Source organism: Pseudomonas sp. R43(2017), from assembly GCF_002112345.1.
In the GTDB taxonomy this organism is placed as follows: Bacteria; Pseudomonadota; Gammaproteobacteria; order Pseudomonadales; family Pseudomonadaceae; genus Aquipseudomonas; species Aquipseudomonas kribbensis.
On sequence record NZ_NEHJ01000005.1, the window covers coordinates 55,887 to 71,814 of the forward strand.

A 15,928-nucleotide genomic window follows, 5' to 3' on the forward strand; every position below is an offset into this window, starting at 1 on the left:
GCTGTTTTTTACTCGGAATACCGTAAGGGAAGGTTGATGGAAGCGCGTCGAGAGACTCCGCTGGGGGATACCCAGGACCCGTTTGCCGCACCGAATGCCGGTGTCCGGCGTCTGCTGCGCTGGGTTCGCCAGCAGTGGCTGATACCGATTTTGCTGTTGGCGACCGTCGTGCGGTTTTATGACCTGACCGCCGCCGCGATCTGGGGTGACGAAGGCTCCAGCCTGCTGCTGGCGCGCTATACGTTGGGCGGTATCTGGGAGCACGCGGCGTTCGATGTGCATCCGCCGTTGTACTTCATGCTGCTGCACGGCTGGATCGGACTGTTTGGCGAAGGGATCCTGTCGATCCGCAGCCTCAGTGCCCTGGCCGGCATCGCCACGGTCGGCCTGGGCATGTGTCTGGTCGATCGTCTGGCGACCCGCCGCGCCGCGATCATCGCCGGGGTGCTGCTGGCGCTGTTGCCGACTGCGGTGCGCTACAGCCAGGAAGTGCGCATGTACTCGCTGCTCGGCCTGTTGCTGGTCGGCACCACGCTGGCGTTGATCTGCTGGGTCAGACGCCCGCAGCGCCGACGGTATCTGGTGATCTATGCGCTGCTGATGAGCGCCGCGTTGTATACCCACTACTTCGCGGTGCTGGCGGCGCTGAGCCACTGGCTGTATCTGGGGCTGATCCGCCTGTTGCCGGGTTATCGCCTGCGGCATATCCAGCGCAAGGACTGGTGGCTGGCCAATCTGGCGATCGTCGCGCTCTACCTGCCGTGGCTGCCGAACCTGCTCGATCTGACGCAGCACATGGAGGAACTCAAGGTCGGTGGCGATGTGGGTTGGGAAGATCCGGTGACCCTGTCTTCGCTGCCGTCGATGATCTGGCTGTGGCTGATCCAGAACGAGGGCGACCATCTTCCGCTGCTGCTGTTTTGCGGCATGCCGCTGGCCATGCTGGCGCTGGCGGGCGTGGCCGTCGCCCGTGACCGCAGCGTGAACCATGGCAGCGTGTTGCTGGCGCTCTATACCGGTGTGCCGTTGTTTCTGGTGTTCGCGGTGTCGTTTATCAGCCCGGTGTTCATCGAGCGCTATCTGACGGCTTATGCATTGGGTTTGCCGATGCTGGCGGCGCTGGCCATCGACCGCCTGTACAGCCGCGTTCGCGTATTCGCGCTGGCGGTGCTGGTGGCGTTTGTCGGAATCGAAATGGTCGGGGTGAACACCAACGCCACGGTCGATCCGAATGACCAGTTCAACGTGATGGTCGATCACATCAACCACCACTTCGTCAGCGGCGACCGGATCGTCACCAGCGACATGCTCTGGTACCTGAGCTACGTCTACTACAACCGCACGGATGCGCAAATCCGCTTGTATACACCGCCTGCCGCCGACGGGCGCTCGACACGTCCGAACCACTACGGCTTCGGCACACTGGTGTCCGATGAGGTTTATCTGGATCGTCTTGCGGATCTGCCGAAGGACAGCGCCCGGGTCTGGCTGATCGGTGACCTGGACCCGGAAGTAGCGGACCCGTTCCTGCCTCTGCCCAAGACCTGGCAGTTGCGTGAGCAGTCCAATGCTGGCGGGGCGAAAGCGCGACTTTTCGTTCTGGAAAAGGACGATCGTACCAACGGGGAATGACTTAAACGCTTCACCTTACTGTTCGCGATAAGAAATGGTCTAACAAGTCCGTTTTGCTCTATGTTGATGTCAAAACACTACTAGTCGAAAGGGTATTGTTGGACTACGCTCGTCGGACAAAAGGACTTACAAAGTAAGGTGAAGGGATTGCAGCAGTTCCACTTTATCTCCGGCTTGCCGCGCTCGGGCTCGACCCTCCTTTCTGCGATCCTTTTGCAGAATCCGCGCTTCCACGCCGGCATGACCAGCCCGGTCGGCGCACTGTTTTCCGGTGTCCTTGAACAATGCAGCGCCGGCAGCGAATTCGGCGCGGTGATCGACACCGACATGCGCCGTCGCCTGCTGCGCGGCCTGTTCGATTCCTACTACGCCGACAAGGCCGACAAACCGGTGGTGTTCGACACCAACCGGCAATGGAGCTCGCGCCTGCCGGCGATCAGCGATCTGTTCCCCAAAGCCAAGGTCATCGCCTGCGTGCGCAACGTCGCCTGGGTGATGGACAGCCTGGAGCGGCTGTACCGCGCCAACCCTTACGAAAACACCAAGCTGTTCGGCGATGCCGTCGAGCGCAACACCGTCTACAGCCGCTGCGAAACCCTGGCCCAGCGCAACCGCCTGGTGGGATTCGCCTGGGCGGCGCTCAAGGAAGCCTATTACGGCGAGCACGCCGATTCGCTGCTGATCGTCGATTACGACTTGCTGACCCAGGCCCCGGAGCGCGTGCTGCGGCTGGTCTACGACTTTATCGGCGAGCCGTGGTTCGAGCACGATTTCGAACACCTGGCCTATGACGCGCCGGAGTTCGACCAGGCCCTGGGTGTGGCCGGCCTGCACAAGGTCAAACCCAAGGTCGCCCTGCAGTCCCGGCGCACGATTCTGCCGCCGGACCTGTTCAAGCAATACGCCGATCTGTCCTTTTGGCTCGATGGCTCAGCCAGCGCTGCCAATGTGATTCGTATGAAGTCCGACGCCGCGATCAGTTGATCGCGGCGTTTTTCATTGATGCGTTTACAACTGTTCGAGTCCGGGTGAGCAACATGTGGTGGAGCAAGCAAAAGTCGCGGGTAACCGAGGGCCAACGGACGCTGGCTGCGCCGCTGATCATGTCACTGGAGCCGCGCATGCTGTTCGACGGCGCTGTGGCGGCCACCGTGGCCGATACCGCTGCGGCCCAGCCCGACACTCATCCCACCACCGATGCGGCCAAGGCGCCGACCGCCGATCATCCGGTGGCGAGCAAGGACACCCACGGTCAGGCCGATGCCACGCCGGCTGCCAGCCCTGTCGCGGTGCCGGGCCAGGCTGTGGTGTTCGTCGATGCCCGGGTCAAGGATGCCGACAGCCTGCTCAAAGGCGTCGCCCCCGGCACGCAAGTGGTCAAGCTCGATGCGAACAAGGACGGCTTGCAGCAGATCGCCGATTACCTGGATCAGCATCAGGGCATCAGTACCGTGGAAATCATCGCCCACGGCAACGCCGGCGACCTGTGGCTCGGCAACAGCTATCTGTCGGCGGACAACGTTGCACAACGCAGCGCGGTGCTGGCGGAAATCGGCAAGGACATGAACGTCGGTGGCGACATCCTCATTTACGGCTGCTACACCGCCGAGGGTGACCGTGGCCTGAGCTTCGTCGACTCGCTGGCGCAACTGACCGGCCGCGACGTGGCGGCGTCGAACAACCGCACCGGTGTGGGCGGCGACTGGGATCTGGAGATCGCCACCGGCAAGATCGAGAGCGCCAACGTGCTGTCGGCCCTGTCGATGAGCGAGTACCAGTGGGGCCTTGCTACCTGGACCGCCACCAACAACGCGAACACCGGGGTCGGCTCGCTGCGCGCAGCGCTGGCGTCGGCGCAAAACGGCGACATTGTGACCTTCAGCACCGGCATGACGGTGCAGCTCACCTCGGAATTGCTGATCAACAAGAACATCACCGTCGATGGCGACCTGAACAATGACGGCGTCGCCGACGTCACCCTCGACGGCCAGTACAAGACCCGGGTGGTGGAAATCACTTCCGGCAGCACCGTGACCCTCGACGGTCTGGTGATTACCCGGGGTCTGGTCTCGGGCAACGGCGGCAATGGCGGCTACGGCGCGACCGGGGCCATGGGCGGCGGGATTTTCAACGCCGGCATCCTCACGCTGAACAACGTCTCGGTCACCGGCAACGCGGCAGCGGGCGGTGGCGGCGGCGGTGGTGTCACGGGCGCCAACTACGGCGGCGGTGGTGGCGGTGGCGGTGGCCTCGGCGGTCAGGGTGGTGGTCATGGCGGTACCGCCGGGCCTGGCACCGGTACGCTGGGCGGCCAGGCCGGCAGCGGCGGTGTCGGCGGCTATGGCGGTGGCTACGATGCGACGCACATGGGCGGTCGTGGCGGCTCCACCATCGGCGGCGCCGGTGGTGTCGGCGTGTCCTATTACAGTAACGGCGGCAATGGCGGCACCGCCAACAACGGCACGATTGCCATTGGCGGCGGCGGTGGCGGCTCCGGCTGGGACAAGGTCGGCGGCGTCGGCGGCAACGCGGCCGGCGGCATTTACAACGCTTCCACCGGGACCCTGAAAATCGTCGGCACCTCGGTCATCAGCAACAACATCGGCGCGGGCGGCGGTGGTGGCGGCGGCAGTGGCCAGGGCAGCAACAACCTCAATGGCGGCGACGGCGGGCGGGGTGTCGGCGCGATCTGGAACCAGGGCGGCACGGTACTGATCACGGCCTCCAACTTCAGCGCCATCAGCGGTAACGCGGCGGGCAGCGGCTCCGGCGGCTCAGAGCTGGGCGGCGGCGTGACGGGTTCCGTGCCGTTGGCTTTCGCAGCAATCTACAACAACGGCGGCACCCTCAACACCGCTTATGTGGAACCGCCGACCGCCACCATCGTGATGTCCGATACCGCGCTGAAGATCGGCGAAACCTCGCTGGTAACCATCACCTTCAGCCGCGCGGTAACCGGCTTCACCAATGCCGACCTGACCATCGCCAACGGTACGCTGACATCGGTGAGCAGCAGCGACGGCGGCCTGACCTGGACCGCGACCTTCACCCCGACCAACAACATTACCGACGCCACCAACCTGATCACCCTCGACAACACCGGGGTGACCGCGATCAGCGACGGTGTGGCGGGTGTCGGCACGACCAGTTCCGTCAACTACGCAATCGACACCGCGCGGCCGACCGTGACCATCGTGATGTCCGACACGGCGTTGAAGATCGGCGATACCTCGCTGGTGACCTTCACGTTCAGCGAAGCGGTGACCGGTTTCACCAATGCTGACCTGACCATCGCCAACGGCACGCTGAGCGCAGTCAGCAGCAGCGACGGCGGCATTACCTGGACCGGGACCTTCACCCCGACCGCGAGCATCACCGACACCACCAACCTGATCTCCCTGGACAACACCGGTATCGCCGACCTGGCCGGCAACGCCGGCAGCGGCACCACGGATTCGCCCAACTACGTGATCGATACCGTGCGACCGACCGCGACCATTGTCGTGGCCGACAGCAATCTGGCGGCGGGCGAAACCTCGCTGGTGACCATTACCTTCAGCGAAGCGGTCAGCGGCTTCACCACCGCCGACCTGACGGTGGCCAACGGCACCCTGACCGGCCTGAGCAGCAGCGACGGCGGCATCACCTGGACCGCCACGCTCACGCCGACCAACAACATTACCGACACCACCAACCTGGTCACCCTGGACAACACCGGGGTCGTCGATCTGGCCGGCAACGCCGGCAGCGGCACCACCAACTCCAACAACTACGCCATCGATACTGCGCGTCCCACCGCGACCATCGTGGTGGCCGACAACAATCTGAAGATCGGCGAAACCTCGCTGGTGACCATCACCTTCAGCGAAGCAGTGACCGGTTTCACCAATGCCGACCTGACCATCGCCAATGGCACGCTGACAGCGGTCAGCAGCAGCGACGGCGGCATCACCTGGACGGCAACATTTACGCCGACCGCGAGCATTACCGACGCGACCAACCTGATCACCCTGAACAATACCGGCATCGCTGACCTGAACGGCAACGCCGGTGTCGGCACCACCGATTCGAACAATTACGCGATCGACACCCAGCGTCCGACCGCGACCATTGTCTTGTCCGATAACGCGCTGAAAATCGGCGAAACCTCGGTAGTGACCATCACCTTCAGCGAAGCAGTGACCGGTTTCACCAACGCCGACCTGACGATTGCCAACGGCACGCTGAGCGCGGTGAGCAGCAGCGACGGCGGTATCACCTGGACGGCGACGTTCACACCGACCAGCAACATCACCGATGCCACTAACGTCATCACCCTGGACCAGACCGGCGTCTCGGATCTGTCCGGCAATGCCGGCAGCGGCACTGTGGATTCCGGCAACTATGCCATCGACACCCAGCGCCCGACCGCCACCATCGTGGTTGCCGACAGCACCCTCACGGCCGGCGAAACGACGCTGGTGACCTTCACCTTCAGTGAAGCGGTGACCGGTTTCAGCAACGCCGACATCGTGGTCGCCAACGGCACCCTGACGGCGGTCAGCAGCAGCGACGGCGGTATCACCTGGACCGCGACCTTCACGCCGAACGTCGGCGTCAACGACGCCACCAACCTGATCACACTGGCCAACACCGGCATCACCGACCTGGCCGGCAACGCCGGCAGCGGCACCACCAACTCCAACAACTACACCATCGACACCGTGGTGCCGACCGCGACCATCATCGTGTCCGACCCCAGTCTGAAAATCGGCGAGTCCTCTTTGGTGACCATCACCTTCAGCGAGGCGGTCACCGGTTTCACCAACGCCGACCTGACCATCGCCAACGGCACGTTGAGCGCGGTCAGCAGCAGCGACGGCGGTATCACCTGGACGGCAACGTTCACGCCGACCACCAACATTACCGACGCGACCAACCTGATCACTCTGGACAACAGCGGCGTTCAAAACCTGTCGGGCAATGCCGGCATCGGCACCACCGATTCGAACAATTACTCGATCGATACCCAGCGTCCGACCGCCACCATCGTGGTCGCCGACACGGCACTGGGCGTCGGCCAGACTTCGCTGGTGACCATCACCTTCAGCGAAGCGGTGACCGGTTTCACCAACGCCGACCTGATCATCGCCAACGGTACGCTGAGCGCGGTGAGCAGCAGCGATGGCGGCATCACCTGGACCGCCACCTTTACGCCGGCGGCAGGGATCACCGACACCACCAACGTCATCACCCTGGACAACACAGGCATTTCCGACCTGGCGGGCAACCTCGGCAGCGGCACCACCGATTCCAACAACTACGCCGTCGACAGTCAGCGGCCGACGGCGACCATTGTCATGACCGACAGTGACCTGCGCCCCGGGGAAACCTCGCTGGTGACCATCACCTTCAGCGAAGCCGTGACCGGATTCGACAATTCCGACCTGAGCGTCGCCAACGGTACCCTGAGCAATGTCTCGTCGAGCGACGGCGGCATCACCTGGACGGCCACGTTCACGCCGAACATCGGCATCACCGACCTCACCAACCTGATTGTCCTGAACAACACCGGCATCACCGACCTGGCCGGCAACACCGGCACCGGCACCACCAGTTCGGCCAACTATCAGATCCAGACCCAGGTGCCGACTGCCACCATCGTGGTTGCCGACACGTCGCTCAGGGCCGGGGAAACCTCGCTGGTGACCATCACCTTCAGCGAAGCGGTGAGCGGTTTCGACAACAGTGACCTGACCATCGCCAACGGCACGTTGACCAACGTCAGCAGCAGCGACGGCGGTATCACCTGGACCGCGACGTTCATCCCGACCGCCAATGTCACCGACGCCACCAACCTGATCACCCTGAACAATGCCGGGGTGGCCAACCTGTCGGGCAACAGCGGCGTGGGCACCACCGACTCCAACAACTTCGCCATCGACACCGCGCTGCCGACCGCCACCATCGTGGTCGCCGACAATCGCTTGGGCATCGGTGAAACCACCACCGTGACCATCACCTTCAGTGAGGCGGTGAGCGGTTTCGATCTGTCGGACATCAGCGTCGCCAACGGTGCGTTGTCGAACCTGACCAGCAGCGATGGCGGTGTGACCTGGACCGCGACCCTGACGCCGACTGCCGGCATCAACGACGCGACCAACCTGATCGTCCTCGACACCGCCGGCGTTCAGGATCTGGCCGGCAACGCCGGGGCGAGCATTGCCATCTCCAACAACTACATCCTCGATGCGACCCGGCCGACGGTGAACATCGTGGTCGCCAACCCGCACCTGGGCATCGGCCAGACCACCACGGTGACCTTCACCTTCAGCGAGGCAGTGAGCAATTTCGACCTGTCGGACCTGAGCGTGACCAACGGTGACCTGAGCAACCTGAGCAGCAGCGATGGCGGCAAGACCTGGACCGCCACCTTCACGCCGACCGCGAACGTGACCGACCCGAGCAACTTCATTGCCCTGGACACCAGCAACGTTACCGACCTGGCGGGCAATGCCGGCAGCACGGTTGCGGTGTCGAACAACTACGCCCTCGACAGCGAACGGCCGACCGCCACAGTGGTGGTCGCCAATCCGAATCTGGGCGTCGGCCAGACCTCGCAAGTGATCATCACCTTCAACGAAGCGGTGACCGGTTTCGACCTGTCAGACCTCAGCGTGGCCAACGGCACCCTGTCCAACCTGAGCAGCAGCGACGGCGGCAAGACCTGGACCGCAACCCTGACGCCGAACGCCAACGTCAACAGCGCCAGCAACGCGATCAGCGTCAACAGTGCCGGGGTCAGCGATCTGTCGGGCAATAGCGGCAGCGGGATCAGTCAGTCCGGCAACTATGTGATCAACACGGTGCCGGCCGTGCCTCCGACCTCGCCGCTGGTGGTGGTATCGCCGGATCCGGAGTTCCGCATCGAAGTTCCGGTCATTTTGCCGTCGCGGGTCGACGTGCCGCTGCAACCGACCATCTTTGCGCCACCCACAGGTGGCCTCGGTTCACCGCTGACCTTCCCGCCGCTGTTCGAGCAGCGGGTGATCGGCAATGGCATCCGTCCGCTGGGCGACATCTTCATCAACCACGGCGCGTTGAGCCCGAGCTTCATTGCCCAGGTGTTCACCAGCAGCGACAGCGGCGGTGATGGTTCCGGCCACGGCTTCCTTGGTTTCGGTGGGGGTGATGGCGGGGTGTTCGGCATCAGCACGCTGTCGAGCCTGTTCAACCAGGACAGCGCCGCCGAGCGGGACTCACTGAACGCTTTCGACAGCCATTCGATCCGGGGCGGCGACGTGTCCCAAGGCCTGCGCGGTGTGTTCGGCGCGCCGACCCTGGGCCAGCAACTGCAAGAGATCAAGGACAGCGAGCAGCACCGGGTGGACAACCTGGCGGCGGCTCTGCAACAGGTCGGCATCAGCGAAATGCCGGCCTGACAACACACAACAACTCAATATGTGCGGGACCTAGGGGCGATCCAGGGATGAAGAAAAGTCAGAAACTGTTCGGCGCCAGCCTGCTGGCGCTGGCGATCAGCGGATGTGCAGTCACCAGTGAACCGATCGAGCGCAGTGTCAGCGAACAACGGGCCAAATCTGACCTGCAAACCATGTACAAGGGCCAGGAACCGTTGCGCGGTCCGCTGACCCTGCACCAGGCCATGGCCCGCGCGGTGAAATACAACCTCGAAGGTCGCTTGAAGATCATGGAGGAAGCGCTGGCCAAGCGGCAGCTCGACCTCGCCAGTTTCGACATGCTGCCGCGCATGGCGCTGGACGCCGGTTACGTTGGGCGCAACAACGTCAGCGCCTCCAGCAGCCAGAGTGTACGCACCGGCACCCAGTCCCTGGAACCGTCGACCTCTCAGGACCGCGACCGCAACGTCGCCGACCTGACCATGGTCTGGAACGTTCTCGATTTCGGTGTCAGCTACATCAACGCCAAGCAGCAGGGCGACCAGCGTCTGATCGTTCAGGAACGCCGGCGCAAGGTGATCAACACCATCGTTCAGGACGTGCGCTCGGCCTATTGGCGGGCGATGGCGGCCGAGCGTCTGCTCAAGCAGATCGACAGCCTGATGGCGCGGGTCGATGCGGCCCGACGCAACAGCGAAAGCATGAGCGAGCAGCGCATCGGCGATCCGGTGCAGTCCCTCGGCTACCAGCGTTCGCTGATCGAAGCCACCCGGCAACTGGAAGAGCAGCGTCGCGCGCTGTCACTGGCGAAAACCGAACTGGCAACCCTGATCAACCTGCCGATGGGCACCAACCTGACCCTGGCCACCGACGACGGTTATCAGATCCCGGAACTCAAGGTCGATATCGCCAAACTGGAACAGGAAGCCCTGACCAGCCGCCCGGAATTGCGCGAGCAGGATTACCAGACCCGGATCAGCGCCGCCGAAACCCGCAAGGCCATGCTGCGCATGCTGCCGGGCCTGGAGTTTTCCGCCGGCGGGCACTACGACAGCAACTCGTTCCTGGTGAACGACCGCTGGGCCGACTACGGCGTGAAGGTGACCTGGAACCTGTTCAACGTGATCTCCGCTCCGGCGGCCATCGACGTGGCCAAGGCCGGCGAAGAAGTCGCCACCGCACGCCGTCAGGCGATGTCGATTGCGGTGCTGGCGCAACTGTACGTGGCCAACGCCAACTATCAGGAGGCGCTGCGTCAGTTCAAGACCAACCAGCAACTGTCGGACATCGACGGGCAGATTGTCGGTCAGTTGCGCAACCGTCATCAGGCAGCGGGCATCGGCGAACTGGATCTGATCCAGGGTGAACTGAACAACCTCCAGGCGGACTTGCGCCGTGACCTGTCCTACGCCGATCTGCGCAATGCCTATGGCCAGATCTTCGCCAGTGCCGGCCTCGATCCGCTGCCGGATCAGGTGCAGTCAACCGAGGTGCAGTCGATCGCCACGGCGCTGGCCAACCGCGAAGCGGCGTGGGCCTCGGGGGATATTTCGGTGCCGGTGGCCCATGCCTCCGCGAAGTGATGTGCTGGCGCCGAACGCCAGCATCAGCCGTGCGCAACGCGAGGCCCGCAACGGTCATCGCGGCACGGCGGTGTTGCTGACCGGATTGCCGGCGGCGGGCAAATCGACCCTTGCTCAGGCGTTACATGCCGAGTTGTTCAGTCGTGGTCAGCAAAGTGTGGTGCTGGACGGCGATAGTTTGCGCGTCGGGCTCAACCGCGACCTGGGATTCACCGATACCGACCGGCTGGAAAACATCCGTCGGGCCAGTGAACTGGCGGCGTTGCTGGTGGAAAACGGGCAGATCGTGATTCTGGCGATGATCGCGCCGCTGGTGGAGTTGCGCGAAGTGTTCGCCCAACGCCTGGGCGATGACTATCGCGAAGTCTGGTGCAGCGCCGCGCTGGCGGTGTGCGAACAGCGTGACCCGAAAGGGCATTACGCCCGGGCGCGACGGGGCGAGCTGGCCGGGTTCACCGGCGTGTCGGCGCCTTACGAGCCGCCGGCTCAGGCTTCATTGGTGCTCGATACCGGAACGCTGACGGTCGAGGCCTGCCTTGACCGATTGCTGACCTGGCTCGGCGAATCTGCGGTGTTGCCAAGGACATGAGTCGGCCGGCGTTTTCGCGTCTGCCGGTGACGGTGGATCTGCCGTTGCTGTTGCAGGCACTGGCAGCGATTGAAAACGATGCCTGGCGCGGGCATTTCAACACGGCCTATTTCGCCGGCGACTGGAGTGGCGTGGCGCTGATTTCCGCGGCCGATGCGTTGACCGAACTATCTCCCGGAACCGCCGAGCCCGTGGAGCGAGCCCCTTGGCTGAACGACCGCCGCTGGCAGCAGGCGTTGCAGGATCTGCCGCTGGAGATCGTCAGTGCGCGGCTGCTGCGACTCGGGCCCGGCGGGCAGATTCATGAGCATCGTGATTACGATCTCGACGGGCCGGATGCCGATTTGCGTTTGCACATTCCATTGCTCAGTCCGCCCGCCGTGGATTTCTGGCTCGACGGTCTGCGCATGCCAATGGCAGCGGGCGAGTGCTGGTTTCTCGATCTTGCGCGACCGCATCGGGTCGACAATCGCGACAGCACGGCACGCGTACATCTGGTTCTCGACTGTCGCCCCGGCGCCTGGCTGAAGCAGTTGATTGCCGACGGTTTGCCGAGTACGCCGCAGCCTGATGCCGAAGATTCGGCGCTACAGCGTTTTCAGCGTCTGCTGGTCACGGATCCCGCGTTGTCGGCGACGTTGCAGGCGTTGCGCGATCCCGAAGCGTTCATCAGCCAGACACTGGCGCTGGCCGCCGAGCGCGGCTTGTCATTCTCCCGGGAAGAACTGCACGCGGCGATGCGCAACGGCCGCCGATCATGGAACGAACAATGGCGAGCCTGAGTTTCGACGGCTGGTTGCCGATCCGCATCTGGAAAAGTGCCGGTCAATGGCAGGTGGACTGGTGCTGGTTTGGCGACACGCCGTTGCACCAGCCGTTTTTTCGCGAAGCGGTGGAGCAGGCGCTGCAGTTGCCGTTCAATCAGGCGTTCCGCCGGCAAACCCCGTTGTCGGCCCTCACGGATTGGCAGGCGCTCAGCCCTGGCCTGGCGCCAAGCGCCTTCATCCTGCATGCCTCGCGTTGCGGATCGACGCTGATCAGCCAGATGCTCGCCCGCCTTGACGATCACATCGTGATCTCGGAACCGCCGCCCCTCGATACCTTGCTGCGCAGCGATCTGCCCGCCGCAGAACGCCGTGCGGCCATCGTCGGGTTGCTTTCGGCCTACGGCCAGCGCCGGCGCGGGATGGAGCAACGATTGGTGATCAAGCTCGACGCCTGGAACATCGGTGAATGGCCTCTGCTTCACGAATGCTTCCCCGATACGCCTTGGTTGTTTGTCTATCGCGATCCGCTGGAAATCGCCGTTTCGCATCTGCGTCGCCCGGGTATGCACATGGTGCCCGGCCTGCTTGGCGAGTGCGTGCTGGACGACGACCTGCCATTCGAGGGGCGCGAAGATTTCATCGCCCGCAGGCTCGGACGTCTGCTGGAGGCGGCGCGCTTGCACTGCGCTGATTTCGGCGGGCTGGCGGTCAACTACAACGAGTTGCCCGAAGCGATAACGGAACGGCTGGCAAGGTTTTTTCAGCTGAATGCCGGGCAGTGCGAACAGGCGCTGGCAGCTTCGGCACAACATGCGAAACAGCCGTCACAGGCGTTTGTTGCCGATGGCGAAAGCAAACGCCGCGAAGCGTCTCCACTGTTGCAGGCGCGAGTAGAACGGTGCGCGCGAGCACCTTACGAAGCGCTGGAGCGTTTGCGCGCGCTCACGACTTGGCCGACAGATCCGCCATCCCCTTGAGCAATTCGATCGGCAACGGGAAGACGATGGTCGAGCTCTTGTCGCCGGCAATCGAACTCAGGGTCTGCATGTAGCGCAATTGCATGGCGCCAGGCTGGCGGCCGAGCATTTCGGCGGCCTGCATGAGTTTTTCCGAGGCCTGTAATTCGCCCTCGGCGTGGATCACCTTGGCGCGCCGCTCCCGCTCGGCTTCGGCCTGTCTGGCGATGGCGCGGACCATCGATTCGTTGAGGTCGACGTGTTTGATCTCGACGTTCGCGACCTTGATGCCCCAGGCGTCGGTCTGGGCATCGAGCACTTGCTGGATGTCGATGTTCAACTGTTCGCGCTCGGCCAGCAGTTCGTCCAGTTCATGCTTGCCGAGTACCGCGCGCAGGGTGGTCTGCGCCAGTTGGCTGGTGGCCGCCAGAAAGTCTTCGACCTGGATGATCGCTTTCTGCGGATCGAGCACCCGGAAATACAGCACCGCGTTGACCTTGACCGAGACGTTGTCGCGGGTGATCACGTCCTGCGGCGGCACGTCGAGGACAATGGTGCGCAGATCGACCCGGACCATTTGCTGCACCACCGGAATCAACAGGATCAGCCCCGGCCCCTTGACCTGCCAGAAGCGCCCGAGCTGGAACACCACGCCGCGTTCGTATTCTCGCAGGATGCGGAACGTCGAGCCGGCCAGGGCAATGAGCAACAGCAGCAGCGCGACAAAACCGATTTGCAGACCCATGATCACTCTCCGAGCGGTGCCGCGTCAGCCGCGGCCACTTGCAGCAACAAGCCCTTGCGCCCGACCACCCGCACCGGTTGCCCGGCGTGCAGCGGCGTGGCACTCGACACTTGCCAGCGTTCTCCTTGCAATTGCACCCAGCCATTGCGGGTGTCCGGCGACTCCACGACGGTCACGGCCGTCACGCTGCCAACCAGGCCGGCGTCGCCGCTGACCGGGTGTCGCGGCCGGGTCTTCAGGGCACGAACCAGCAACGCGATCAGCAGCAGCGCGCTGACCAGCCCGAGGCCGATCATCATCGGCACCGGCAGCTCGGCGTTGCTCAGGATCAGCGCGCCGATCACGAACATGACGATGCCGCCCAGGCCAATCACGCCGTAATTGGGCAGCGCGGCTTCGGCGATCAGGAAGGCGATGCCCAGGGTGATCAGCCACAGGCCGATGGGATCGATGGCGTGCAACGGGATGTCCGCAGCCAGGGCCGATCCGCTCAGCAGCATCAACAGGACAAACGCACAGCGACGGGTGTTCACGTGACCCTCCGGGAGAGTCATGGGGATCTCTTATCAGTCTAGTTGAGCCTGGGGTCGGAGGAATTCTGATCAGTTCCAGCGTCGCCAGTGGGCGGATTTACCTTCATTCACGGCTTGCCCGACTAGACTTTCCAGAACAGGAACAACGTTCATCATCGCTCGCCGCGCAGCGTCGGCGGGCACCGAGGTGCATCATGCGTATGGCAAGAAAAGTGCAAAGCAGCCTGACCCGGGCGCAATGCCAATACGACGTCGTCTCCCATCCGCACTCGAGCAGCAGCCTGGAAACGGCGCGGGTTTCGGGGATTCCGGCGGAACGGGTGGCCAAATCGGTGATCCTCGACGACCACCACGGGCATTACCTGATGGCCGTGCTGCCCGCCAGCCGCCATCTGGACCTGAGCAAAGTGCGCACCAGCGGCGAGTGGCAGATCACCCGCGAAAGTACCCTGGCGCATCTGTTCGATGACTGCGAACGCGGCGCGGTGCCGCCGCTGGGCGATTCCTATGGCCTGGACATGGTCATCGACCCGCTGGTGACCCGGCAGAAAGATATTTACCTGGAGGCCGGCAACCACAACAACCTGCTGCACATGAGCATGCCCGAGTTCCTGAAAATGGTGCCCCATGCCCAGGTGCGGGAGTTGAGTCAGTAGGTTTTTTCAGCGTCTGTGCCGACGCCAATCGCGAGCCGGCTCGCTCCCACAGGTTCTGCAATGAATCTGTGGGAATGTGGCTTGCTCGCGAAATGTTTTTATCCACGGAGTCTTTGAAGGAGTAGATCAATGGAAAATCCGACCCACAGCCTCCCGTCCCTGTTCAAACAACTCGGCCTGCCCAACGACCCGGTCAGCATCGACCAGTTCATCGCCACCCATTCCCCGCTCAAACCCGAACTGCACCTGTGCGATGCGTTTTTCTGGACCAAGAGCCAGGCGGATTTTTTGCGGGACGAGATTCTTGACGATGCGGATTGGGCGGAGGTGGTGGATCAGCTGGATGTGATGTTGAGGAAGGGGCGGGCGGGGTAACTGTCAGTCTGCCGTTCGTAAGCTGGGTCAACTCATCCGGTTGCCTGTGATGATTATTTAGACCAGAATCACGACCTCAATTGAGGTCTTTTATTATGCAAAGTGTGCTGGCCGATATGGCCGTCAGTGTTTCTGAACTGAAGAAGAATCCTTCTGCGGTGCTCAACGGCGCGCACGGAGGAGCGGTAGCTGTCCTGAATCACAACCGGGTCATGGGCTACATGGTGCCGGCTGACGTTTACGAAGCGATGATGGAGCGGCTCGATGATCTCGAGTTGGCAGAAATCGTTCGTTCTCGCAGTCATGAGACTCCCATACCGGTAAGCCTGGATGACCTATAAGCTCGAATTCCTGCCTTCCGCTCACAAAGAGTGGAACAAATTGGGTCATACGCTGCGCGATCAATTCAAAAAGAAACTGGCTGAGCGCCTGGAGCGTCCTCGCATTCCAGCTGATTCCCTGCATGGGATGCCTGACTGTTACAAGATCAAACTCAAGGCATCCGGTTATCGTCTGGTTTACCAAGTGATCGAAGAGCGGGTGGTTGTCTCGGTAGTTGCGGTCGGTAAGCGTGAGCGTGGAGATGTTTACGAGAGCGCCAAGCGACGTTGAGTTAACGCGTGACTGCCAATATGTTTCAAAACTTGACTGAATTTCCCCTCCAATGCCATATTGATAGTTAGCAAACTAAC

13 protein-coding genes are annotated in these 15,928 nt (G+C 62.9%); 11 read left to right on the plus strand and 2 right to left on the minus strand.

Annotated elements, in window-relative coordinates:
* The first annotated feature begins 36 nt into the window (after positions 1-36).
* From CAG02_RS15120 to CAG02_RS15150, 7 genes are all read left to right on the plus strand, one after another.
* Positions 37-1,632, plus strand: coding sequence for a glycosyltransferase family 39 protein (locus CAG02_RS15120; protein WP_085712622.1), 1,596 nt, complete (start codon positions 37-39; stop codon positions 1,630-1,632).
* A 138-nt stretch (positions 1,633-1,770) separates the two neighbouring features.
* Positions 1,771-2,616 (plus strand): sulfotransferase, encoded by an 846-nt coding sequence (locus CAG02_RS15125; protein WP_085712623.1) that lies wholly within the window; start codon positions 1,771-1,773, stop codon positions 2,614-2,616.
* A gap of 53 nt (positions 2,617-2,669) precedes the next feature.
* Entirely contained in the window at positions 2,670-9,053 is a 6,384-nt protein-coding gene (locus CAG02_RS15130) for an Ig-like domain-containing protein (protein WP_085712624.1), read from the plus strand.
* Between the two features lie 47 nt (positions 9,054-9,100).
* Positions 9,101-10,615 carry a TolC family protein gene (locus CAG02_RS15135; RefSeq protein WP_085712625.1) on the plus strand — a complete coding sequence of 505 codons (1,515 nt, stop codon included), beginning with the start codon at positions 9,101-9,103 and terminating at the stop codon, positions 10,613-10,615.
* Positions 10,599-11,204, plus strand: coding sequence for an adenylyl-sulfate kinase (cysC, locus tag CAG02_RS15140; RefSeq protein ID WP_085712626.1), 606 nt, complete (start codon positions 10,599-10,601; stop codon positions 11,202-11,204). The genes CAG02_RS15135 and cysC overlap by 17 nt, the downstream gene beginning before the upstream one ends.
* Positions 11,201-11,986, plus strand: coding sequence for an aspartyl/asparaginyl beta-hydroxylase domain-containing protein (locus CAG02_RS15145; protein WP_085712627.1), 786 nt, complete (start codon positions 11,201-11,203; stop codon positions 11,984-11,986). The genes cysC and CAG02_RS15145 overlap by 4 nt, the downstream gene beginning before the upstream one ends.
* Positions 11,974-12,948: a sulfotransferase family protein gene (locus tag CAG02_RS15150; protein ID WP_085712628.1), complete on the plus strand. Its 975-nt coding sequence runs from the start codon at positions 11,974-11,976 to the stop codon at positions 12,946-12,948. Before CAG02_RS15145 ends, CAG02_RS15150 begins: the two co-directional genes overlap by 13 nt.
* On the opposite strand, the gene CAG02_RS15155 is transcribed toward CAG02_RS15150, so the two are convergent.
* Both CAG02_RS15155 and CAG02_RS15160 read right to left on the minus strand, forming a co-directional pair.
* On the minus strand, positions 12,914-13,672 hold the full coding sequence (locus CAG02_RS15155; RefSeq protein WP_085712629.1) for a slipin family protein: 759 nt from the start codon (positions 13,670-13,672) through the stop codon (positions 12,914-12,916). The two genes, CAG02_RS15150 and CAG02_RS15155, sit on opposite strands and share 35 nt — an antisense overlap.
* A gap of 2 nt (positions 13,673-13,674) precedes the next feature.
* Entirely contained in the window at positions 13,675-14,205 is a 531-nt protein-coding gene (locus tag CAG02_RS15160) for an NfeD family protein (RefSeq protein ID WP_085712630.1), read from the minus strand.
* A 194-nt stretch (positions 14,206-14,399) separates the two neighbouring features.
* Between CAG02_RS15160 and CAG02_RS15165 the strand changes: the two genes are divergently transcribed.
* The 4 genes from CAG02_RS15165 (at position 14,400) to CAG02_RS15180 (ending at position 15,848) form a co-directional block, all read left to right on the plus strand.
* Entirely contained in the window at positions 14,400-14,861 is a 462-nt protein-coding gene (locus tag CAG02_RS15165; protein ID WP_085712631.1) for an aminoacyl-tRNA deacylase, read from the plus strand.
* Between the two features lie 129 nt (positions 14,862-14,990).
* On the plus strand, positions 14,991-15,236 hold the full coding sequence (locus CAG02_RS15170; protein ID WP_085712632.1) for a DUF2789 domain-containing protein: 246 nt from the start codon (positions 14,991-14,993) through the stop codon (positions 15,234-15,236).
* A gap of 95 nt (positions 15,237-15,331) precedes the next feature.
* A complete protein-coding gene (locus CAG02_RS15175; RefSeq protein ID WP_039773014.1) occupies positions 15,332-15,577 on the plus strand; it encodes a type II toxin-antitoxin system Phd/YefM family antitoxin in 246 nt (81 codons plus the stop codon).
* Entirely contained in the window at positions 15,567-15,848 is a 282-nt protein-coding gene (locus tag CAG02_RS15180; RefSeq protein WP_065257454.1) for a type II toxin-antitoxin system RelE/ParE family toxin, read from the plus strand. The genes CAG02_RS15175 and CAG02_RS15180 overlap by 11 nt, the downstream gene beginning before the upstream one ends.
* The last annotated feature ends 80 nt before the right edge of the window (positions 15,849-15,928 follow it).